The 19281-nt window shown below is 73.6% G+C and carries 20 protein-coding genes and 1 pseudogene; 12 read left to right on the forward strand and 9 right to left on the reverse strand.

Annotation, left to right across the window (positions count from 1 at the left end; all coding sequences use genetic code 11):
- Positions 1–150 precede the first annotated feature (150 nt).
- The 3 genes from ACIBQ6_RS35845 (at position 151) to ACIBQ6_RS35855 (ending at position 4425) form a co-directional block, all read left to right on the forward strand.
- A complete protein-coding gene (locus ACIBQ6_RS35845; protein WP_397217378.1) occupies positions 151–2877 on the forward strand; it encodes a tetratricopeptide repeat protein in 2727 nt (908 codons plus the stop codon).
- A gap of 143 nt (positions 2878–3020) precedes the next feature.
- Positions 3021–3329, forward strand: a complete 309-nt coding sequence (locus tag ACIBQ6_RS35850) for a hypothetical protein (RefSeq protein WP_358301788.1) — start codon at positions 3021–3023, stop codon at positions 3327–3329.
- 166 nt (positions 3330–3495) lie between these two features.
- Entirely contained in the window at positions 3496–4425 is a 930-nt protein-coding gene (locus ACIBQ6_RS35855; RefSeq protein WP_397217380.1) for a TIGR04222 domain-containing membrane protein, read from the forward strand.
- Positions 4426–4580: 155 nt separating this feature from the next.
- On the opposite strand, the gene ACIBQ6_RS35860 is transcribed toward ACIBQ6_RS35855, so the two are convergent.
- Positions 4581–5198 carry a GNAT family N-acetyltransferase gene (locus tag ACIBQ6_RS35860; RefSeq protein ID WP_397217382.1) on the reverse strand — a complete coding sequence of 206 codons (618 nt, stop codon included), beginning with the start codon at positions 5196–5198 and terminating at the stop codon, positions 4581–4583.
- Positions 5199–5379: 181 nt separating this feature from the next.
- Between ACIBQ6_RS35860 and ACIBQ6_RS35865 the strand changes: the two genes are divergently transcribed.
- The 3 genes and pseudogenes from ACIBQ6_RS35865 to ACIBQ6_RS35875 all read left to right on the forward strand — a co-directional run bounded on the left by ACIBQ6_RS35865 (position 5380) and on the right by ACIBQ6_RS35875 (position 6737).
- Positions 5380–6075, forward strand: a complete 696-nt coding sequence (locus ACIBQ6_RS35865) for a hypothetical protein (protein WP_397217384.1) — start codon at positions 5380–5382, stop codon at positions 6073–6075.
- A pseudogene (locus ACIBQ6_RS35870) lies at positions 6062–6286 on the forward strand (LysR family transcriptional regulator substrate-binding protein); the annotation flags it as partial. The gene ACIBQ6_RS35865 and the pseudogene ACIBQ6_RS35870, both read left to right, overlap by 14 nt.
- Positions 6287–6317: 31 nt before the next feature.
- Positions 6318–6737, forward strand: a complete 420-nt coding sequence (locus ACIBQ6_RS35875) for a LysR family transcriptional regulator substrate-binding protein (protein ID WP_397217874.1) — start codon at positions 6318–6320, stop codon at positions 6735–6737.
- 67 nt (positions 6738–6804) lie between these two features.
- On the opposite strand, the gene ACIBQ6_RS35880 is transcribed toward ACIBQ6_RS35875, so the two are convergent.
- Positions 6805–8022, reverse strand: a complete 1218-nt coding sequence (locus ACIBQ6_RS35880; RefSeq protein ID WP_397217386.1) for an MFS transporter — start codon at positions 8020–8022, stop codon at positions 6805–6807.
- Between the two features lie 301 nt (positions 8023–8323).
- The gene (locus tag ACIBQ6_RS35885; RefSeq protein ID WP_397217388.1) at positions 8324–8689 is read right to left on the reverse strand and encodes an alpha/beta fold hydrolase; all 366 of its coding nucleotides are present in this window, start codon (positions 8687–8689) and stop codon (positions 8324–8326) included.
- Here ACIBQ6_RS35885 and ACIBQ6_RS35890 point away from each other — a divergent pair.
- Entirely contained in the window at positions 8688–8852 is a 165-nt protein-coding gene (locus ACIBQ6_RS35890; protein WP_397217390.1) for a hypothetical protein, read from the forward strand. The two genes, ACIBQ6_RS35885 and ACIBQ6_RS35890, sit on opposite strands and share 2 nt — an antisense overlap.
- 3 nt (positions 8853–8855) lie before the next feature.
- Here the strand turns inward: ACIBQ6_RS35890 and dmpG are convergent, their stop codons facing one another.
- The 3 genes from dmpG to ACIBQ6_RS35905 are packed head-to-tail and all read right to left on the reverse strand — an operon-like array spanning position 8856 to position 11646.
- On the reverse strand, positions 8856–9881 hold the full coding sequence (dmpG, locus tag ACIBQ6_RS35895) for a 4-hydroxy-2-oxovalerate aldolase (RefSeq protein WP_352364326.1): 1026 nt from the start codon (positions 9879–9881) through the stop codon (positions 8856–8858).
- A complete protein-coding gene (locus ACIBQ6_RS35900) occupies positions 9878–10825 on the reverse strand; it encodes an acetaldehyde dehydrogenase (acetylating) (protein WP_358301808.1) in 948 nt (315 codons plus the stop codon). Before ACIBQ6_RS35900 ends, dmpG begins: the two co-directional genes overlap by 4 nt.
- Complete coding sequence (locus ACIBQ6_RS35905; protein ID WP_397217392.1) at positions 10822–11646, reverse strand: 2-keto-4-pentenoate hydratase; 825 nt, start codon at positions 11644–11646, stop codon at positions 10822–10824. The genes ACIBQ6_RS35900 and ACIBQ6_RS35905 overlap by 4 nt, the downstream gene beginning before the upstream one ends.
- A gap of 68 nt (positions 11647–11714) precedes the next feature.
- On the opposite strand from ACIBQ6_RS35905, the gene ACIBQ6_RS35910 reads away from it, so the two are divergent.
- Positions 11715–12476, forward strand: a complete 762-nt coding sequence (locus ACIBQ6_RS35910) for an IclR family transcriptional regulator (protein ID WP_358301814.1) — start codon at positions 11715–11717, stop codon at positions 12474–12476.
- A gap of 100 nt (positions 12477–12576) precedes the next feature.
- Here the strand turns inward: ACIBQ6_RS35910 and ACIBQ6_RS35915 are convergent, their stop codons facing one another.
- The gene (locus tag ACIBQ6_RS35915; RefSeq protein ID WP_358301817.1) at positions 12577–13341 is read right to left on the reverse strand and encodes an IclR family transcriptional regulator; all 765 of its coding nucleotides are present in this window, start codon (positions 13339–13341) and stop codon (positions 12577–12579) included.
- Between the two features lie 79 nt (positions 13342–13420).
- Here ACIBQ6_RS35915 and ACIBQ6_RS35920 point away from each other — a divergent pair, with 79 nt between their 5' ends.
- Genes ACIBQ6_RS35920 through ACIBQ6_RS35935 form a run of 4 tightly spaced genes read left to right on the forward strand, consistent with a single transcriptional unit; the run spans position 13421 to position 17365 of the window.
- Positions 13421–14575, forward strand: a complete 1155-nt coding sequence (locus ACIBQ6_RS35920; protein ID WP_397217394.1) for a cupin domain-containing protein — start codon at positions 13421–13423, stop codon at positions 14573–14575.
- Positions 14572–15405, forward strand: coding sequence for a fumarylacetoacetate hydrolase family protein (locus ACIBQ6_RS35925; RefSeq protein ID WP_397217396.1), 834 nt, complete (start codon positions 14572–14574; stop codon positions 15403–15405). Before ACIBQ6_RS35920 ends, ACIBQ6_RS35925 begins: the two co-directional genes overlap by 4 nt.
- Positions 15405–16052, forward strand: a complete 648-nt coding sequence (locus tag ACIBQ6_RS35930; protein ID WP_397217398.1) for a maleylpyruvate isomerase family mycothiol-dependent enzyme — start codon at positions 15405–15407, stop codon at positions 16050–16052. Before ACIBQ6_RS35925 ends, ACIBQ6_RS35930 begins: the two co-directional genes overlap by 1 nt.
- A 56-nt stretch (positions 16053–16108) precedes the next feature.
- Positions 16109–17365: an FAD-dependent monooxygenase gene (locus tag ACIBQ6_RS35935; RefSeq protein ID WP_397217400.1), complete on the forward strand. Its 1257-nt coding sequence runs from the start codon at positions 16109–16111 to the stop codon at positions 17363–17365.
- A 4-nt stretch (positions 17366–17369) separates the two neighbouring features.
- On the opposite strand, the gene ACIBQ6_RS35940 is transcribed toward ACIBQ6_RS35935, so the two are convergent.
- Together ACIBQ6_RS35940 and ACIBQ6_RS35945 are read right to left on the reverse strand one after the other, a co-directional pair.
- A complete protein-coding gene (locus ACIBQ6_RS35940) occupies positions 17370–18029 on the reverse strand; it encodes a response regulator transcription factor (RefSeq protein WP_358301832.1) in 660 nt (219 codons plus the stop codon).
- Positions 18026–19177 carry a sensor histidine kinase gene (locus ACIBQ6_RS35945; protein WP_397217402.1) on the reverse strand — a complete coding sequence of 384 codons (1152 nt, stop codon included), beginning with the start codon at positions 19175–19177 and terminating at the stop codon, positions 18026–18028. Before ACIBQ6_RS35945 ends, ACIBQ6_RS35940 begins: the two co-directional genes overlap by 4 nt.
- Positions 19178–19281: the final 104 nt, after the last annotated feature.

The raw sequence follows: 19281 nt of genomic DNA on the forward strand, positions 1-19281 counted from the left end.
GAAGATATGCCGGACAGGTCCGGATTCACGGGATTAAGCTGCCGGTGACGGTGATCCGGACCGGTCCGTCCCGGATCCGGAAGGACGGTCCTGATCCTGCAGGACGGTCCGGATCCGGAAGGACGGTCCTCGCTGGGTGGAGAGGCGGACGTGGTGGCGGATTCACCGTTCCGGCCGCAGGGGTCGGGCTCCCGGGTCCTGGCCGAGCTGGCGCGGCTGTGGGACCAGGCCCGCGTCCACAACCCCGGCCGGGTGACGCAGAAGGAGCTGGCCCGGGTCTCGGGGGTGCCGCACACGACGGTGAACGGGTGGGCGACCGGGGCCGCCGAGCCGCGGAATCTGGACCAGCTCGTCCAGGTCGGCGCGACATTGGCCGCGTGGGCGAACGAGCCCCTCCCGTCGGCGCGGGACTGGGACCGGCTGATGGCCGCCGACCGTGCCCGCCCGGCTCCCGCCCCGGCCGACGTCGGCCCGCCCGCACCCGCGCCCGCGCCCGTGTCCGCGCCCGTGTCCGCGCCCGTGGAGCGGGTTCGGGTGGGCGTGATCCCGCAGCCTGCCGACTGCTTCCAGGACCGGCAGGTGGCCGAGGATGTGGAGGCGGCGGCCGGCGAGGGCGGGACGGGAGCGCCGGTCCAGGTGCTGGCGGGGACGGGCGGGGTGGGCAAGACCCAGCTGGCAGCCGCCCACGCCCGGCGCGCCTGGCGGCAGGGGGTGCAGGTGCTGGTGTGGGTGGAGGCCGCCACCCGCGACGGCATCGTGTCCGCCTACGCCCGTGCCGCGGCGCGCCTGGGCCTGCCACCGGCCGGCCTGGACGATCCCGACCAGGCGGCGCGGGAGTTCCTGGTCTGGGCCGAGACCACCGGCCGGTCCTGGCTGGTGGTGCTGGACGACGTGCGGCGTCCCAAGGACGTGGCCGGCCTGTGGCCGCCGGCGGCGGTTTCGGCGGCGGGCGGCCAGGTGCTGGTCACCACCCGGCTGCGGGAGGCGGCCCTGGCCGGGGCGGACCGGCGTACGGTCGGCGTAGGCACCTTCAGCGCGGCCGAGGCCCGCTCCTACCTGAGGGCCAAGCTCGGCGACGACGTCCCGGTCGCCGACCTGGACGCCCTGGCCGCCGACCTGGGTTTCCTGCCGCTGGCGCTGGCCCAGGCGGCGGCCTACGCCGCCAACGCCGCGATCGGCTGCGCCGAGTACCGGCGGCGGCTGGCCACGAGGTTGCTCGACCACGCCGTGCCCGGCGAGGACCACCTGCCCGACGGTCATCGCCGGATCGTCGCCGCCACCTGGGAGCTGTCGATCGACGAGGCCGGCCGGGCCGCACCCGCCGGGCTCGCCCGCCCGCTGTTGTGCCTGACCAGCGTCCTGGACGCGGCCGGCATCCCGCAGGCGGCGCTGACCAGCCCGCCCGCCCTGGCGTACCTGACCAGCCACCTGCCCGATCCCCCGCCCCGCGGCGATGGCGGCGTGGACGCGGCGACGGTGAACAAGGCGACGGTGAACAAGGCGACGGTGAACGCGGCGACGGTGGACGAGGTACTGCGAGTGCTGCACCGGCACAGCCTGCTCGACCACGACCGCACCGCCGCCCACCGCGAGATCCGCGTCCACCGGCTCGTGCAGCGCGCCACCCGCGAGAACCTCGTCGCCCGGCCCGAGCTCGGCCCCCGCCTGTTCGCCGAAGTCGCCGCCGCCGCCGCCGACGCCCTGCTGCGCGTCTGGCCGCCGGTCGAACGCGACGGGCTCGGCGAGATCCTGCGCGCCAACACGACCGCCTTGCAGCAGGCCGCCGGAACCGTCCTGTGCAATCCCGGCGCCGGCGCCCATCCTCTGCTGTTCCAGGCCGCCGCCAGCCTCGGTCACGCCGGACGGGTCACCGCCGCCGTCGCCGCCTCCGCCGGCCTGCACGCCACCTGCCTGCGCGACCTCGGCCCCGACCACCCCGACACCCTGGCCATCCGCGGCAACCTGGCGGGCTGGCGGGGGCGAGCAGGGGACGCGGCCGGCGCGGCCGCCGCGTTCGCCGAACTCCTGGCCGACATGGAACGGGTCCTGGGCCCCGACCACCCCGCCACCCTGGCCACCCGCACCAACCTGGCGGGCTCGCGGGGCCAGGCCGGAGACGTGGCGGGGGCGGCCGCCGCGTTCGCCGAACTCCTGACCGACATGGAACGGGTCCTGGGCCCCGACCACCCCGCCACTCTCGCCACCCGCCACAACGTGGCGTCCGCGCGACGCGAGGCGGGGGACGTGGCGGGGGCGGCCGCCGCGTTCGAGGAGCTGCTGGCCGATCGCTCACGGTTGCTGGGCCCCGGCCACCCCGACACTCTGGCCACCCGCAGCCACGTGGCCTCCTTACGGGGTGACGCGGGGGACGCGGCCGGCGCGGCCGCCGCGTTCGCCGAACTCCTGACCGACATGGAACGGGTCCTGGGCCCCGACCACCCCGAAACCCTCGCCACCCGTGCCAACCTGGCCGGATGGCGGGGCCAGGCGGGGGACGCGGCCGGCGCGGCCGCCGCGTTCGCCGAACTCCTGACCGACATGGAACGGGTCCTGGGCCCCGACCACCCCGCCACCCTGGCCGCTCGCGCTCACCTGGCGTCCTTCACGGGCGAGGCGGGGGACGCGGCGGAGGCGTACGCCGCGTTGGAGGCGCTGCTGGCCGATCGTCTGCAGGTGCTGGGCCCCGATCACCCCAGCACCCTCACCACCCGCAGAAACCTGGCGAGATGGCGGGGCGAGGCGGGAGACGCCGCGGGTGCGGCCGGCGCCTACGAGCGGTTGCTGACCGATCTCCTGCGGGTGCTGGGCCCCGGCCATCCCCACACCGTGGCCGCCCGCGAGGAGCTGGCGTACTGGCGGGAGGCCGGACGGCAGTAGGAGCGCACGGGTCCCGGCACGTGGCCAGACCCTTTTCCGGCTCGATTCCTGTGCCCGTGAGGCCAAGCATTCCTGACCTCGACACCCTTTGTGGTGGATCGAATACTGAGCGTGACAAACTTCCCGGACGGAAGGATCCCCCCATGCCCACCGCCCGCATCGCCTCCGGTCAGACCGCCCCAGGACAGGGCTGGCAGGCTTACGGCTCCAACGGCATCTACATCGACGTCGACACCAGCTCCGCGCACTTCTCCGGGCGTCCCGTCTACGTCACCTCCATCAGCAGCACCGGCGGCAACCAGTGGAACCTGGTCGGCCCCAGCGCCGTCTACGACGCCACCGCCACCAAGTTCCGCGTCTACGTGCAGTGGCGTGACGCGTCGGCGCTGTCCCCGGGCACCGCCCAGCAGTTCGGCTGGTACATCCAGTGGATCGGTTACGACAACCCCTGACCCGCGGCTCGCACGGCCGGCCGGCGCCCGGACGGGCCCGGCCGGTCTCGCCATGAGGGGTCCCCGGGCGGCTCCTGGGCCCGGGGTGGCCGGCTGTGGCGTTCGTCGGAACCTTCGCGCCCGCCTCACGCGTTGATCAACAACACGGGAGGTGGGCATGGATGTGATGCTCGCAGGGTTGGCGGTGCTCCTCGGGGCGGTCACCGTCGGCACGGTCCTCGCCGCCGAGATGGCGCACGTCCGCGCTCGCCTGCGGCTCGGCGGGCTGCGCGAGGTCGACCTCGGCCACTACGAGCTCGCCTGTCTCGCGGGCGGTCCCGTACGGGTGGCGGACACCGCGATCGGGCTGCTGGCCGGGGAAGGGGAGATCCGCGTCTCCCGAGGCGGGAAGATCCATCGCGTCTCCACGGCCGTGACGGCGGGATACCCCGTGGAGGAGCGGCTGGTCGCGATCCTCGCCGAGCGCAGGAGCTCGCCGGTCGTCCAGGTCAAGCGCCGCCTGGCGGACAGCGCGGAGGTCGCCGGGATCAGCCGCCGGCTCGCCGACCTGGGCCTGCTCGTCGACTCCCGGAGCGTGCCCGGGTTCCGCGTCTGCCGCGACGTCCTGAAGCTGATCCCCACGGTCGCGGCCGTCGCCGCCGGGGCCGACGTGATCTACATGATCGTCGCGCAGTCGCCGCCGCTGAGCGTGGCTGCCCTGTTCGGGTTCGGCGCGAGCTGGCTGGCGGCCAGGAAGATCCGGACCCTGTACGTCAGGAACCGCCCGGTCCGGCTCGGCCGCGCGGGCCGCCACCTGTTGGAGAAGGCCCGCCTGGCACACCCGTACGGGGCCGAGACCGACGCCGTGGCCGTGCCGCTCGCACTGTACGGACTGAGCCACCTCGGCGACCCGCACCTGTCAGCCGAGCTCAGCAAGCGTTCGATCCCGGACGGCCACCTCTACCCGGCCGCCCCCAGCACCCCAAACGACCAGTGCGGCTCCGTCGGCTGGACCCCGGACGACAGCGGAACCGGCACCTGGGACGGCGGCGGCGGCTGGAGCGGCGGCTGGGACGGAGGAGGCGGCGCGGGCGACGGCGGAGGCGGCGGCCCCTGACGAGCGGCACACCCACAGACCAACGGCGAGGTCGAACGGCTTCGACCGCATGCGTCTGGGCCGGGCTTCTGTCGTGACGCGGGGGCCGATCATGAACTGTTCCGACCTGCAGCTGGACGAGGTGCGCCCACTACGGTCCGGTCTGCCCGATTGGATCACTCAGCGGTGCCTGATGGCGGGTGCAGGTCCAGGATCATGTCGAACGACTGTGCGCCGTCCTTCCCGGTGAAGGAGCCGACCTGCTGGAAGCCATGCTTGTTGTAGTAGCTGATGGCACGTGTGTTGTCGGCGAGAACGCCGCCGAACAGGATGATTCTCTTCCTGCCGAACTGCCGTGCGACGTCCGCGATGAGCGGGAAGATCTGCGTTCCCACCCCCCTCCCCTGATGGTCGTCGGCCAGGGTGGGGCCGAAGCGGCAGTCCGTCGCCGCCAGGTGGATGCCGGCCTCCTCGTAGCGGGCGATGTCCGACGGGTGGAGATCGAGACTGAATTCGACAAGGCCGACGATCCTGCCGGACGGGCCGTCCTCAAGCACCAGCCTGAGCTTGTCGTGACGCGCGATCGCGTCACACAGCTTGCGGGCAGCCTTGAGGTCGTACCCGTCGAAGGTGCTCAGTCGCCTCGATTCGGCGGACAGCCCCTCAAGGAAGGCTGCAAGACGCTCCGCGTCGGTGTGCGTGAGCGGCCGGAAGAAGACCTCCTGACCGTCATCCAGCTTCAGGCGACGGGTCAGGACAAGCGGGTCTTCGGCGACCGCCGTCAGTGTGAGCACCTCAGCAATCCCTTTCCGCTCAATCCTCGGTGGCGAACCTAACGGTCACCAACCTTCGGCGGCAACGCGAATATTCGATGTCAGCCATCGTCTCGTCGCGTTGTGGGCATGAGTGATCGCTCATGGCGGGGGCGTGGTTCGGCATTGGCGCTCATGACGGGGCCGTCGCAGAGTGAGGGCCATGGACCGATCCCTGCGCGTCGCGGTCATCGGCGACCGCGATCCGGCGTTTCCTCCGCACCTGGCCACCGACGACGCCCTCCGCCACGCCGCCGCGCACCTCGGCATCGGGGTGGACGTCCGCTGGCTCGCCACCGAACCGCTCGAATCCGACCTGGCCGAGGTCGAGGCCGCCGACGTGTTGTGGTGTGCGCCCGGCAGCCCGTACCGCAGCCTGTCCGGCGCTGTGGCCGCGCTCCGGCACGGCCGCGAGCACGGCGTCCCCACGCTGGGAACGTGCGGCGGCTGCCAGCACATGGTCATCGAGTACGCACGCCACGTGCTCGGCTTTGAGGACGCCCAGCACGCCGAGTACGACCCGTACGCCTCGACCTTGTTCGTGTCGGAGCTGACCTGCTCGCCGGCGGGCAAGACCATGCCCGTGACTCTGGCTTCCGGTTCCCGGGTGGCCGCGTTGTACGGGCGGACCGAGGTCGAGGAGGAGTACTACTGCAATTTCGGCCTCGCCCCCGACCGGCAGGCAATCCTGCACGACGGCGGCTTCCTGGTCACCGGCGTGGACGGCGACGGCGAGGCCCGGGTGCTGGAGATCCCCGGGCATCCGTACTACGTGGCCACGCTGTTCGTGCCGCAGGCCCGCTCGCGTCCCGAGGAGCCACACCCCTTGGTGGCCGGTCTGCTGCGTGCGGCGCCATGACGTTCACCCAGCTCAGAATCCTGCAGGCGGTCGCGCGGACCGGCAACATGACCAGGGCAGCCTGCGCGTCGGCGTCATCCCGAGCGCCAACGCCCGGCTGCTGCCGCCCCTGCTGCGCCGGTTCGCCGAGGCGCATCCGCGGGTGCGGCTCGCGGTGATGGAGGGCTCGGACCACGAGGTCCTGGAGTGGCTGGAGACCGGGGCCGCCGACATCGCCACTGTGTCGGCCGCGGCCGGTCTCGCTGCCCGCCGGGTCGGTGGCGCGGCCGCTCGCCGCCGACCGCATGCTGGCCGTCCTGCCCAGCGGCCACGAGCTGAGCGTCCGCCCTTCGTTGCCGGTGGCGGAGCTGGCGCGGCACCCGTTCATCATGTCCACGGGCGGGTGCGAGCCGCTGATCACGGCGATCGCGCGGGCGGCGGGTGCGAGCCTGAAGTGTCATTACCGGGTGCGTGACACCAACAGCATCCTGGCCATGGTCGCCGAAGGGCTCGGGCTGAGCATCGTCCCCGAGCTGTCGCTGCCCGCCCACCTCAGCGGCGTGCACGCGATCCCGCTGGAGCCCGCCGTCGAGCGGACCATCCTCCTCGCCTTGCCCGCGGACCCCCTCCCGGCGGCCGTCGCCTTCGCCGAACTGGCCGCCGCCCACCATGCGTCCCCGTGAACTCACGGCGATCGGCGCAGGGGCCGGGATCGGCCGGGCCGTAGCGCCGACCTGCCCAGGGGGCGACTCAGGCTTGGGGTGGGGCCACGGCGTCGGGCGGCAGGCGGCGGGCCAGGCGGAGCAGCGCGAGTGCGGCCGGCCCCACCAGGGCTGCCAGCGTCAGCCACAGCAGCAGCGGGGCCGTGTCGAGCAGGGCCGAGAAGCCGGCGGGCGCGAGGACCGCCGCGAGCGCCCAGGTCTGCTGGTAGATCGCGAGGTAGCGGCCCCGCAGGGCCGGTGGTGCGGTGGCCGCCGCGAGGGCCCAGCTGGGCACGGTGTGCATGAGCTCGCCGAAGGTGAGGACGAGCGTGGCGACGAGCAGCCCGCCGACGCGCGGGAGTCCGGCGGGCAGCAGCGCGGTCGCGGCGTAGGCGGCGCACGCCGCCATCAGGATCAGGCCGCTCAGGGCCATGGCGTGCGTACGGCGGGCGTGCCGCTGCCACCTCCGGACCGGGAGCTGACCTGCCGCCACCAGGACCGTGTTGATCGCGTAGAGGACGCCCAGCAGAGCCGGCGGGACGCCGAGCACCGTGACCGCGTACACCGGCAGGGCGACGGGGAGGACGAGGTGGATCAGGGTGTACGCCTGCTCGGCCGCCACCAGGGTGAGGAACGGCCGGTCGGCGAACACCTGCCGGTAACCGCCCGGATTCCGGGGCGTCGGTGCGGGCGCGCGCCGTCCCGAGAGCAGCAGGCATGCGGCCGCCAGGGCGAAGCTGGCCGCGTTCATCAGGGCGACGACCGCGAAGCCGGTGGCGCCGGCGAGGGAGACCACGCCCGCCGACAGCAGGCCGCCCAGGCCGAAGGCGACGTTCCTCGCCGTGGCGATCAGGGTGTACAGACGGTCCCTGAGCGCGCCCTCCGCCAGTGCGGAGACGTGGCCGCCGGAGGCGGGATAGTAGGCGCGGTCCCCGGCCGCGATCAGGGCGGCGACGACGAGCAGGGCCACGAACCCGTCCACCAGGGGATAGACGGCGAAGGCCGCCGCACGCAGCACGTACGTGGCGATCAGCACGCGGCGCGCGTCGAACCTGTCGATGAGGGTCCCGGCCACCGGGTTGGCCGCCAGCCCCACGACCGCCGCCACGGTGACCCCGAGCCCGACGGTCGTCATGGGCAGGCCGGTCACCTCGTGGATGAACAGCAGGGTCAGGGGCACGTACAGGCCGTTGCCGAGCGCGTCGACGAACATGCCGACCAGGAACGGGCGTACGCCGACGACACTCGTGAGGGAGGGGGAAGCCATGTGATCAGTGTTGCCAGGCGCTCATGGGGACGGCATCGGCCGCTGGTCCCATGAGGGCGGCCTCCGGTCCGTCCATGGTCCTAGGTCTCCGGTTTCCGGGCGGGGCCGGACGCGTGGCGGAAGGGAAGTCCCGCACCGCGCACCGGACCACGTCCGGCTGTCCGGCGGGAGGCGGCACCGGCGACGGGCGCGTGATCGTCACACGGTCGAATGGATGACAGGCACGTCCAGCGGTCCCCCCACCCCCGCCGGGCGATCGGCGGTCCTGGGCGCGGACAGGCAGCCGCCCGCGCCCCCGGGGTCAGTTGTTCGCGATGAAGTCGGCGACCAGCCGGTTGAACTCGTCGGCGTGCTCGATCATCGCCCAGTGCCCGCAGCGGTTGAGCAGCACCAGCCGGCTGTCCGGGATGTCGGCCAGCAGGTACAGGGAGGTCTCGAACGACACCACCCGATCGTCGCGGCCGTGGATGAGCAGGGTCGGCACCTGGATCCTCGGCAGCAGCTCCGGCTTGACCCACTTGGGCAGCGGGGCGCCCTTCGGCAGGCCGTCCACGTAGTTGCTCAGGTGGTCGGGGCGGGCGAGGGCGGCGTCCGAACGGGCCTGGCACAGCTCGGGGGTGGCGAACCGCGCCTTGTCGTAGACCATGATCTCGACGAGCCGGCGCATGTTCTTCGCCCACTTCGGCACGGCCGGATTCGACGGCGCCTTCGTCTCGCTCCAGTCCGGGGACGGCAAGCCGATCGCGGAGTTCATGGAGCAGCTCGCCGACGCCCTGGTGGCGATCGGCGAGTCACTGATCGCCGGCCGCCGGGGCGCGCCCGGCGGCTGACGGTCAGGCGGACCGCTGCTCGCGCCCGGCGGCGAGCGTGAGGGCGATGTCGACGATCATGTCCTCCTGGCCGCCGACCAGCCGGCGGCGGCCGCACTCCATCAGGATGCCGCGCACGTCGACGCCGTACCGCGCGGCGGCGGCCTCCGCGTGCCGCAGGAACGACGAGTAGACGCCGGCGTACCCCAGGGTGAGCGTCTCCCGGTCGACCCGCACCGGACGGTCCTGCAACGGGCGGACGATGTCGTCCGCGGCGTCCTGGAGCTGGAACAGGTCGCACCGGTGCTCGAAGCCGGACAGGTCGGCGACCGCGACGAACGCCTCCAGCGGGCAGTTGCCCGCGCCCGCGCCGTGACCGGCCAGCGACGCGTCGACCCGGTAGACGCCGTTCTCGACCGCGACGACGGAGTTGGCGACCGACAGCGAGAGGTTCTCGTGGGCGTGGATGCCGATCTCGGTCCCGGCGTCGAGCACGTCGCGGTACGCGCGGACCCGCGCGGCCACGTCGTTCATGGTGAGCCGGCCGCCGGAGTCGGTGACGTAGACGCAGTGCGCGCCGTAGGACTCCATGAGCTTGGCCTGCCGGGCCAGCTCCTCGGGCGGGGCCATGTGGGAGAGCATCAGGAACCCGGACACGTCCATGCCGATCTCGCGGGCCGCGGCGATGTGCTGGGCGGAGATGTCGGCCTCGGTGCAGTGCGTGGCGACCCGGACGGACCGCACGCCGAGGTCGTAGGCGCGCTTCAGCTCGTGGACGGTGCCGACGCCGGGCAGCAGCAGCGTGGTCAGGCGGGCGTTCTCCAGCACCGACGCGGCCGCCTCGATCCACGCCCAGTCCGTGTGCGAGCCGGGACCGTAGTTGAGCGACCCGCCGGCCAGGCCGTCGCCGTGCGCGACCTCGATCGCGTCGACGCCGGCCCGGTCCAGCGCCGTGACGATGCGCTTGACGTCCTCCAGGCCGATGCGGTGACGGACGGCGTGCATGCCGTCGCGCAGGGTGACGTCCTGGACGAAGATCGGGGTGGTCATCGAAGGCCCGCCTTCCGTGCGGCGACGCGTTCCGCGACCCGCAGGCCGGCGGAGGTCATGATGTCGAGGTTGCCGGCGTAGGCCGGGAGGTAGTGCGCGGCGCCCTCGACCTCGAGGAACACCGACACCTGGTGGGTGGGCCGCGCCGCGCCGGCGGCCAGCAGCGTCTCCACCGGCTGGTCGGCGGGCACCTCGGTGATCTGCACCTGCTGCTTGAGCCGGTAGCCGGGGACGTAGGCGGCGACGTCGGCGACCATCTTCTCGACCGACCGGCGGATCTCGTCGTGGACGGCGGGGTCCGGCGCCGCGACGAGGCACAGGACGGTGTCCCGCATGATCAGCGGCGGGTCGGCGGGGTTGAGGATGATGATCGCCTTGCCGCGGCGCGCCCCGCCGATCTGCTCGATGGCGGCCGAGGTGGTCTCGGTGAACTCGTCGATGTTGGCCCGGGTGCCCGGCCCGGCCGACTTCGAGGCGATGGACGCGACGATCTCGGCGTACTCGACCGGCGCCACCCGGCTGACGGCGGCGACGATCGGGATCGTGGCCTGGCCGCCGCAGGTGACCATGTTGACGTCGGGCGCGTCGAGATGCTCGTCGAGGTTGACGGCGGGGACGACGTAGGGGCCGATCGCCGCCGGGGTCAGGTCGATCAGCCGCTTGCCGAGCGGGAGCAGCTTGGCGGCGTTCACCTCGTGCGCCTTGGCCGAGGTGGCGTCGAAGACGATCCCGATCTCGTCGAAGCCCGGCAGCGCGATCAGGCCGTCGACGCCCTCGGACGTCGTCGGGACGCCCATCCGGGCGGCGCGGGCCAGACCGTCGGACGCGGGGTCGATGCCGACCATGGCGCCCATCTCCAGGTGACGCGAACCGCGCAACACCTTGATCATCAGGTCGGTGCCGATGTTGCCCGAGCCGATGATCGCGACTTTCGTCCTGCTCATGCTGCTGCTCCTTCGGTGAAGCGGACCGTCACCGTGCCGAGGCCGGACAGGGTGGCGGTGACGGTGTCGCCGGCGGCGACCGGCCGCATCGGGCCGAGCGCGCCGGACAGGACGACCTGGCCCGCGCGCAGCGGCTCGCCGAGGTCGCGGGCCATGCGGGCCAGCCACACGACCGCCTCGATCGGGTCGCCCAGGCAGGCCGCGCCGGTGCCGGTGGAGACCTCCTGGCCGCCGATGCTCATCGACATCGCGACGTCCACGGGGTCGAACTCGCCGAGGGTGCGGCGTTCCGTCCCGAGGACGTAGGCGCCGGCGGAGGCGTTGTCGGCGACCGTGTCGCCGAAGGAGATGTCCCAGCCGGCGATCCGGCTGCCGCAGATCTCCAGCGCGGCGACGGCGTACTCGATCGCGGCGCGGACCTGGGGGGCGTCGAGCGGCCCGTCGTCCAGGTCGGCGCCGAGCACGAACGCGATCTCCGCCTCGGCCCGCGGCTGGAGGATCCGGCCGGCCGGGATCGCGTCGCCGTCGGCGTAGGCCATGTCCTCGAACAGCACGCCCAGGTCGGGCTGGTCGACGCCGAGCTGGCGTTGCACCGCCTCCGACGTCAGGCCGATCTTGCGTCCGGTGATCCGCGCGCCGGCGGCCAGCCGGGAGGCGGTCAGCGCGGCCTGGACGGCGTACGCGGCGGCCAGGTCGTCGCGGCCGATCAGATCCCGCACGGGGGCGCACGGCACGCCGGACGCGGCGGCGCCGGCCAGCCGCCCGGCCGCGGCGGCGATGTCGGACGGGCTCGCGGCGGCGGGCCCGTTGGTTTCGTTCATCCCCCCACTGTGCAGGCAGGATGCCGCCCCAACCAGCACATCGTCTCGTTCAGCGATACGCTGTGCCGGTGACCGATCGGGCGGACCTCGACACCGTGCTGGGCAAGGCGGTGACGATCCTGCGCGCCTTCCGGCCCGACGACCGCGTCGTCAGCCTCGCCGAGCTGGTGCGGCGCACCGGCCTGCACAAGGCGACCGTCCACCGGCTGTCGGGCGATCTGGTCGCCAACCGCCTGCTCGACCGCGCCGACGGCGGCTACCGGCTCAGCCGCGGCCTGTTCGAGCTCGGCATGCTCGCCTCGCTCGAACGCAGCCTGCTCGAACTGGCGATGCCGTTCCTCCAGGACCTCTACGAACGCACCCACGAGACCGTGCACCTCGGCGTGCGCGAGGGGCACGACGTCGTCTACGTCGCCAAGATCGGCGGCCACCGCCAGGCCAGGGCGCCCTCGCGCACCGGCGGCCGGATGCCGCTCCACTGCACCGCGATCGGCAAGGCGCTGCTCGCGTACGCCGGGCCCGACCTGCGGCGCGAGGTGCTGACCGGGCCGCTGGAACGGCGTACGCCGCACACCGTCGTCGTGCCGAGCATCCTGCGCGGCCAGTTGCGGCGCGTCACGGAGACCGGGGTCGCGTTCGAGGCGGAGGAGTCGGCCGTCGGGCTGGTGTGCGTCGCCGCGCCGGTGCTGGGGCGCGGCGACGAGCCGCTCGCCGCGATCAGCGTGGCCGGGCCCACCGGCCGGTTCCGGCCCGAGGGGCACGTGGCCGCGGTGCGCGCGGCGGCGGCCGCGCTCGGCAGCACGCTCACCCGCCGCGACCTCCTCCGGTGAGGCGACGGCTCAGCCGGCGGTGAACCGGCGCTCAGAGGGCACGACCTCCTCCGATCAAGCGGTGCTCAGAGGGCGTGACCTCCTCCGATCGACCGGTGGCTCAGAGGGCGCGGCTGATCGCGTCGGCCGCGGCCGTGAGCGCGGCGACGAGGGGTTTGATCTCCTTCGGGGAGTAGCGGACGCTGGGCATCGAGATCGACAGCGCCGCGCCGGTCGCGCCGTCGCGGCCCTTCACCGGGCAGCCCACCGCGACCACGCCTCGCTCGGTGCGCTCCAGGTTGAGCGCGACCCCGCTGTGCCGCACGGACCGCAGGTCCCGCCGCAGCCGCGCCAGGTCGGGCAGCTCCTCGGCCGGGTCGCCCCGATCGCCGGGGGCGTAGAGCTGCGCCAGCTCCTCGTCGGAGAGGGCCGCCAGCGCCACCAGGCCGCCGGTGGCCTGGTGGGCCGGGAAGACCATGCCTTCACGGCTGCCCACCCGCAGGGCCTGCCCGCACTCGACCGAGGCGATGAAGCGCACGTTGCGCCCGGTGCGGATGCTGAGGTTCACCGTCTCGTCGATCCGGTCCACCAGCGCCCGCATCTCGCCCAGCGCTGCCGCCCGCAGCGCGCCGACGTCGGACTGCGCGCGCTCGGCCAGCGCGAGGACGGGGCCCACCCGGTAGCTGCGGTCGTCGTTCTGCACCGCGAAATCGCGGTACACCAGCGCGGTCAGCAGCCGGTGGGCCGTGGAGCGGGCCACGCCGAGCCGCTCGGCGGCGGCCGAGACGGTGATCACCTCGTCGAGCTGGAGGATCTGCGCGAGCCGCAGGGCATGGTCGACGCTGGTGGGCGCGTAGGCCGGCGGGGTCTTCATGGGCTTGGCCATGGAACCGATCCTGGCACATGAATTCCGCTGTGCAGAATCCTCTTTTCCAGCCCAGTCGCCTGCGCGGATAGTCGGGGCCATGCCCCACGTGAACGCCGGCGGCTCGCCGGTCAAGATCGCCGCCGTGGACCGGCCGGACCAGCCCTCACTCAGCCCCGAGCTGGAGGACCTCTACCGAGGTTTCGAGAAGGCGCTGCTCGTCCCGTTGTGGACGGAGATCGGCGACCTGATGCCGCCGCACCCGCGCTCCAGCGCGCAGCCGCACCGGTGGGAGTGGGGCACGCTGCTCGACCTCGCCGGCCGTGCCGGTGAACTGGTCCCGGTCGGGCGCGGCGGCGAGCGCCGGGCGATCGCGCTGGCCAACCCCGGCCTGGGCGGCAAGCCGTACGCGACGCCGACCCTGTGGGCCGCGATCCAGTACCTGATGCCGGGCGAGAACGCCCCCGAGCACCGGCACAGCCAGAACGCCTTCCGCTTCGTCGTCGAGGGCGAGGGCGTGTGGACCGTGGTCGAGCGCGACCCGGTGCCGATGCGCCGCGGCGACTTCCTCCCCCAGCCGGGCCTGCACTGGCACGCCCACCACAACGCGGCCGACACCCCCATGGCCTGGATCGACGGGCTCGACATCCCGTTCCAGTACGGCGTCGAGGCGCAGTTCTTCGACTTCGGCCGGGACACCCTCACCGAGGAGGAGCACGCCACCCCCGACCGTTCGCGCGCCGAGCGGCTCTGGGGACACCCCGGCCTGGCCCCGGTCTCCCAGCTCCGCCGGCACGAGGGCACGCCGTTGCTCCGCTACCGCTGGACCGACACCGACGCCGCGCTGACCGACCAGCTCGCGCTGGAGCGGGAGGGGCACGCGGGCCCGATCGAGCCAGGCCACGCCCTGGTCCGCTACATCGACCCGACGACCGCCGGCGACGTGCTGCCGACGATCCGGGCGCAGTTCCACCGGATCACGACGGGGGTGGAGACCGCGCCGTACCGGGAGACCGGCTCGTCGGTCTACCAGGTCTTCGACGGGTCCGGCCAGGTCACCGTCGGCGACCGGTCGTGGCGGGTGAGCCGCGGCGACCTGTTCGTCGTGCCGTCCTGGCAGCCGCTGTCGATCCGCTCGGAGGCGTCGGCCTCCGACTCCGACTCCGGCGCGCTCGACCTGTTCCAGTTCAGCGACGCCCCGATCTTCACCAGGCTCGGCCTGTACCGCAGCCACACCGAGGTGAACAGCCGATGAAGCTCGCCACCGTCCGTCTGGACGACCACCGCACCGCCGCCGTCCGCGTCGAGGGCGACGAGCTCGTCGAAGTGGGCCGGGCCGACGTCGGCGCGGTGCTCGCCGCGCCCGGCGGCCTGGAGGGCGCCGCGGCGGCCGACGGCCCGCGCCACCCGCTCGCCGGCGCCGACCTCGCCCCGGTCGTGCCGCGGCCGAGCAAGGTCGTCTGCGTGGGGCTGAACTACCAGAACCACATCAAGGAGATGGGCCGCGACCTGCCCGAGTACCCGACGCTCTTCGCCAAGTTCGCCGACACCCTGATCGGCGCCGCGGACGACATCCGGCGTCCGGCGGAGACCGACCAGTTCGACTGGGAGGCCGAGCTGGCCGTGGTCATCGGCCGGCCGGTGCGGCGGGCGGACGAGGAGCAGGCGGTCGCCGCGATCGCGGGGTTCACCGTGCTCAACGACGTCACCTGCCGGGACTGGCAGTTCCGGACCCGGGAGTGGCTGCAGGGCAAGAACTGGGACTCCACCACCCCGATCGGCCCGTTCCTGGTCACCGCGGACGAGACCGGCCCGCGGCCGGCGCTCGACGTCCGCTGCGAGGTCGACGGCCGGGTGATGCAGTCGGACAACACCGGCGACCTGCTCTTCGACCCGGTCCACCTGGTCCGCTACGTCTCGACGATGGTCCGGCTCAACCCGAGCGACGTGATCGCGACCGGCACGCCGGGCGGCGTCGGCCACGCGCGCAAGCCGCCGGTCTTCCTGCGCGGCGGCGAGCTCGTCGTGACCGAGATCGAGGGGCTGGGCAGGCTGGAGAACCGCGTCGTCGGCGAGGGCGCGTGATGGCGCGCGACCTCGCCACCACGCTCGCGTGGGTCGAGACGGGGACCGGCCTGTGCGCGTCGGCGATCGCCGGTCTGTCCGAGCGGGAGTACGACGCCGCGTCGGCCCTGCCCGGCTGGACGCGCAGGCACGTCGTGGCGCACCTGGCGGCGAACGCCGAGGCGATCGGCAACCTGGTCCGCTGGGCGCGCACCGGCGAGCCGACCCCGATGTACGCCTCCCCGCAGGCGCGCGCCGCCGGGATCGAGCGCGGCTCCCTGCTGGACGCCGGCGAGCTGGCCCGATGGTTCACCGAGTCGGGCGCGACCCTGGCCAGCGCCATGGCGGCGCTGCCCGAGGAGGCGTGGCGGACCGAGGTGGTGACCGCGCAGGGACGGACCGTGCCGGCGAGCGAGATCCCCTGGATGCGCAGCCGGGAGGTCATGGTGCACGCCGTGGACCTGGCCACCGGGCTCACCTTCGCCGACCTTCCCGACGGGTTCCTGCGGGAGCTTCGGGAGGACATCCGCGCCAAGCGCGGCCCCGGCGCGGTGCCCGACGTCGAGGGGTCGCTGCCCGACGTGACCGCCTACCTGGCCGGACGCCCGGCGGGCGGAGTGACCGCCGCCGGCGGCGGACGCCTGCCGACCCTGCCTCCGTGGCTGTGACGAGAACTCCGTGGCTGTGACGAGAACTCCGTGGCTGTGACGAGAAGGAAGATCCTATGGACACCCTCCCCTCCACCCGTGCCGACGTGATCGTCGTCGGGGGCGGCATCGGCGGTCTGTCCGCCGCCCTCGCCCTGGTCCGCCAGGGCCTGCGGGTCCGGGTGTACGAGCAGGCCTCGGCGTTCGGCGAGGTCGGCGCGGGCCTGCAGCTCGCCCCGAACTGCACCCGCATCCTGGACCGTTACGGCCTGCTGGCCGAGGCGTCCGCGCTCGGCGTGCTGCCCGAGACCATGGTCATGAAGGACGCCCTGGACGCCACCGAGCTGACCCGGCTCGACCTGCGCGACGTCGAACGCCGCTACGGCCACCCCTACCTGGTGATCCACCGCAGCGACCTGCACGGCATCCTGCTGCGCGCCTGCGAGCGGGCGGGCGTCGAGCTGCTCACCGACGCCCGCTGCACGTGGTACGAGAACGTCGGCGGCGGCGCCCGCGTGCGGTTCGCCGACGGCGTCGTGGACGAGGCGGACGTGGTGATCGCCGCCGACGGCCTGCACTCGATCGCCCGCGAACTGCTGGTCCAGGACGAGCCGGTGAACTCCGGATATGTCGCCTACCGCTGCGCGGTGCCGTTCGAGCAGGTCGCCGGCAACGACGTCCAGGACAAGGACGTCGTCGTGTACGTCGGGCCGCGCTGCCACTTCGTGCAGTACCCGCTGCGGGGCGCGGAGACGTTCAACCAGGTCGCCGTGTTCGAGTCGCCGAAGGCGCTGGCCGGCCAGGACGACTGGGGCACCCCCGACGAGCTGGACGCGGCGTTCGCGGGGACCTGTGACCAGGTCCAGCGGGGCCTGCCGCTGATGTGGCGCGACCGGTGGTGGCGGATGTTCGACCGCGACCCGATCATGACCTGGGTCACGGGGCGGATCGCGCTGCTCGGCGACGCCGCGCACCCGCCGCTGCAGTACATGGCGCAGGGCGCGATCATGGCGATCGAGGACGGCTGGGTGCTCGGTGAGCACGTCGCCGCCCAGCGCGCCGCGGGTGGACCGGTCGTGGACTGGGGCCGGGCGCTGGCCGCCTACGAGGCGGTACGGCCCGAGCACTGCCGCCGGGTGGTCGGCACGGCCCGGGAGTGGGGCGCCTTGTGGCACCTGGAGGGCGTCCGGAGACTGCAGCGCAACGCCCTGCTGCGGGAGCGCGACGTCCATGACTACTCGTTCGTCGACTGGATCTTCGGCCCGACGGCCCTGACCCCCGAGGACGAGCCGGAGATGTTCCGCCCGATCCCCCTCGACTCCGCCCCGCTGTGAGGCGTCAGGTCGCCAGGCCCCGGCGGTAGGCGTAGACCACCGCCTGCACGCGGTCCCGCAGGCCGAGTTTGGCCAGGATGCGTGACACGTACGTCTTGACGGTCTCGTGGCTGATCACCAGCGTGGCGGCGATCTCGCTGTTGGACCGGCCGTCGGCGATCAGGCGCAGCACCTCCAGCTCGCGCGGGGTCAGCGCGGTCTCCCCGGACGGCGGCTCGGCCGGACGGATGCGGGCCGCGTACCGGCCGACCAGCCGGCGCGTCACCTCGGGGGCCAGCAGCGCGGCGCCCGAGGCGACGGTGCGGATGCCGTGCAGGAGCTGCGCCGGCGGGGCGTCCTTGAGCAGGAAGCCGCTGGCCCCCGCGCGCAGCGCCTCGTAGACGTACTCGTCGAGGTTGAACGTGGTCACCACGAGCACCTTGACCGGGTCGTCGACCCCCGCGCCGGCCAGCAGCCGGGTGGCCTCGATGCCGCCGAGCACCGGCATGCGCACGTCCATGACGACGAGGTCGGGCCTCAGCCGGCGGGCGAGGTCCACCGCGGCGCGGCCGTCGCCGCACTCCCCCACGACCTCCAGGTCCGGCTGGGCGTCGATGATCGTCGCGAAGCCGGTGCGGATCAGCGCCTGGTCGTCGCAGACCAGGACCCGGATCGGCGCGCTCACGACGGGCCGCCCGCGGGGACGCGGGCCCGCACCACGAAGGCGCCGCCCTCCTGCCGGCCGGCGCTGAACTCGCCGCCGAGGGCGTCCACCCGCTCGCGGAGCCCGGCCAGGCCCCGCCCGCTCCCGCCGGGAGCGGCGGCCCGCGAGCCGGGCCCGTGGGTGCTGACCACCACGCTGATCTCCTTCTCGCCGTGGCGCACCCGGACCGCGGTCGGGCTGCCGTGGGCGTGTTTCAGGGCGTTCGTCAGGGCCTCCTGGACGACCCTGTAGGCGACGAACTCGGCGCTGCCCGCCGGTTCCGCCCGGCTGCCCTCCTCGGCGAACTCCACCGGCTGCCCCGCCCGGCGGGTCCGCTCCACGAGGGTGTGCAGGTCGGCGGCGGACGGCAGGCCGTCGGGGTCGTGATCGGCCTTGAGCAGGTCGAGCATGTGCCGCAGGTCGGCGATGGCCCGGCGGCCGGTGTCGGTGACGGCGTTCAGCGTCGCGTCGAGCCGTTCCGGGACGGCGGTCAGGTAGCGGGCGGCCTCGGCCTGCACCACCATCGCCGTCACGTGGTGCGTCACGACGTCGTGCAGCTCGCGGGCGATCCGGGTGCGTTCGGCGGCGCGGGTGGCCTCGGCGACGTGGCGGCGGCGTTCCTCCTCGGCGGCCCGGGTCGAACGCAGCCAGGCCCCGATGCCCCAGGTGAGGGCCAGCGCCAGGTAGAACACCACGTACCCCTCGACCCGCTCGTCCGCGCCGAGCCGGTCGAGCGCGAGGGCCAGCGGCACGTACGCCAGCGACAGGAGGACCACGGTGGCGCGCCGGAAACGCTCCAGATGGGCGCCCGCGCTGATGAGCGCGACGGGCAGCACGTTGCTCGCGAACAGGTGGTAGGCGCGCAGCTGGTCGAGGGCGAAGCCGAGCGACACCAGCACGAGGCACACCGCCGGCCACCGCCGCCGGACGGCGAGCGGCAGGCACTCCAGGGCGATCGCCACCAGGGCCACCCCGTCGAAGGGACGGGCGGGCAGGTCGCCCACCTGCGTGCCCTTGTCGTGGAGGCCCGGCAGGAGCGACGCGACGGCCACCAGCAGCCCGAACGGCAGATCCCGGACCACGACGTCGCACCGTCGCCACACCTCCGTGGCCCGCCGCAGATCGATCACCGGGCGAGCGTAGCGGCACCACGGGCGTGCGGGCGCCGATAAGCCTGCTTTGTCCCCCGTGCGAGCTACCGCGGAATGTCCACCGTGCGGTGACGATCCCGGCA

It is taken from the genome of Nonomuraea sp. NPDC049655, assembly GCF_044465465.1.
In the GTDB taxonomy this organism is placed as follows: Bacteria; Actinomycetota; Actinomycetes; order Streptosporangiales; family Streptosporangiaceae; genus Nonomuraea.

Excerpts from the sequence above, each read along its gene's own strand:
- ACIBQ6_RS35850 (WP_358301788.1), top strand. The coding sequence starts at position 3,021 with ATGCCCACCGCCCGCATCGCCTCCGGTCAGACCGCCCCAGGACAGGGC.
- ACIBQ6_RS35855 (WP_397217380.1), top strand. The coding sequence starts at position 3,496 with ATGCTCGCAGGGTTGGCGGTGCTCCTCGGGGCGGTCACCGTCGGCACG.
- ACIBQ6_RS35865 (WP_397217384.1), top strand. The coding sequence starts at position 5,380 with ATGGACCGATCCCTGCGCGTCGCGGTCATCGGCGACCGCGATCCGGCG.
- ACIBQ6_RS35880 (WP_397217386.1), bottom strand. The coding sequence starts at position 8,022 with ATGGCTTCCCCCTCCCTCACGAGTGTCGTCGGCGTACGCCCGTTCCTG.
- ACIBQ6_RS35890 (WP_397217390.1), top strand. The coding sequence starts at position 8,688 with ATGTTCTTCGCCCACTTCGGCACGGCCGGATTCGACGGCGCCTTCGTC.
- ACIBQ6_RS35885 (WP_397217388.1), bottom strand. The coding sequence starts at position 8,689 with ATGCGCCGGCTCGTCGAGATCATGGTCTACGACAAGGCGCGGTTCGCC.
- dmpG (WP_352364326.1), bottom strand. The coding sequence starts at position 9,881 with ATGACCACCCCGATCTTCGTCCAGGACGTCACCCTGCGCGACGGCATG.
- ACIBQ6_RS35900 (WP_358301808.1), bottom strand. The coding sequence starts at position 10,825 with ATGAGCAGGACGAAAGTCGCGATCATCGGCTCGGGCAACATCGGCACC.
- ACIBQ6_RS35905 (WP_397217392.1), bottom strand. The coding sequence starts at position 11,646 with ATGAACGAAACCAACGGGCCCGCCGCCGCGAGCCCGTCCGACATCGCC.
- ACIBQ6_RS35915 (WP_358301817.1), bottom strand. The coding sequence starts at position 13,341 with ATGGCCAAGCCCATGAAGACCCCGCCGGCCTACGCGCCCACCAGCGTC.
- ACIBQ6_RS35920 (WP_397217394.1), top strand. The coding sequence starts at position 13,421 with ATGCCCCACGTGAACGCCGGCGGCTCGCCGGTCAAGATCGCCGCCGTG.
- ACIBQ6_RS35925 (WP_397217396.1), top strand. The coding sequence starts at position 14,572 with ATGAAGCTCGCCACCGTCCGTCTGGACGACCACCGCACCGCCGCCGTC.
- ACIBQ6_RS35930 (WP_397217398.1), top strand. The coding sequence starts at position 15,405 with ATGGCGCGCGACCTCGCCACCACGCTCGCGTGGGTCGAGACGGGGACC.
- ACIBQ6_RS35935 (WP_397217400.1), top strand. The coding sequence starts at position 16,109 with ATGGACACCCTCCCCTCCACCCGTGCCGACGTGATCGTCGTCGGGGGC.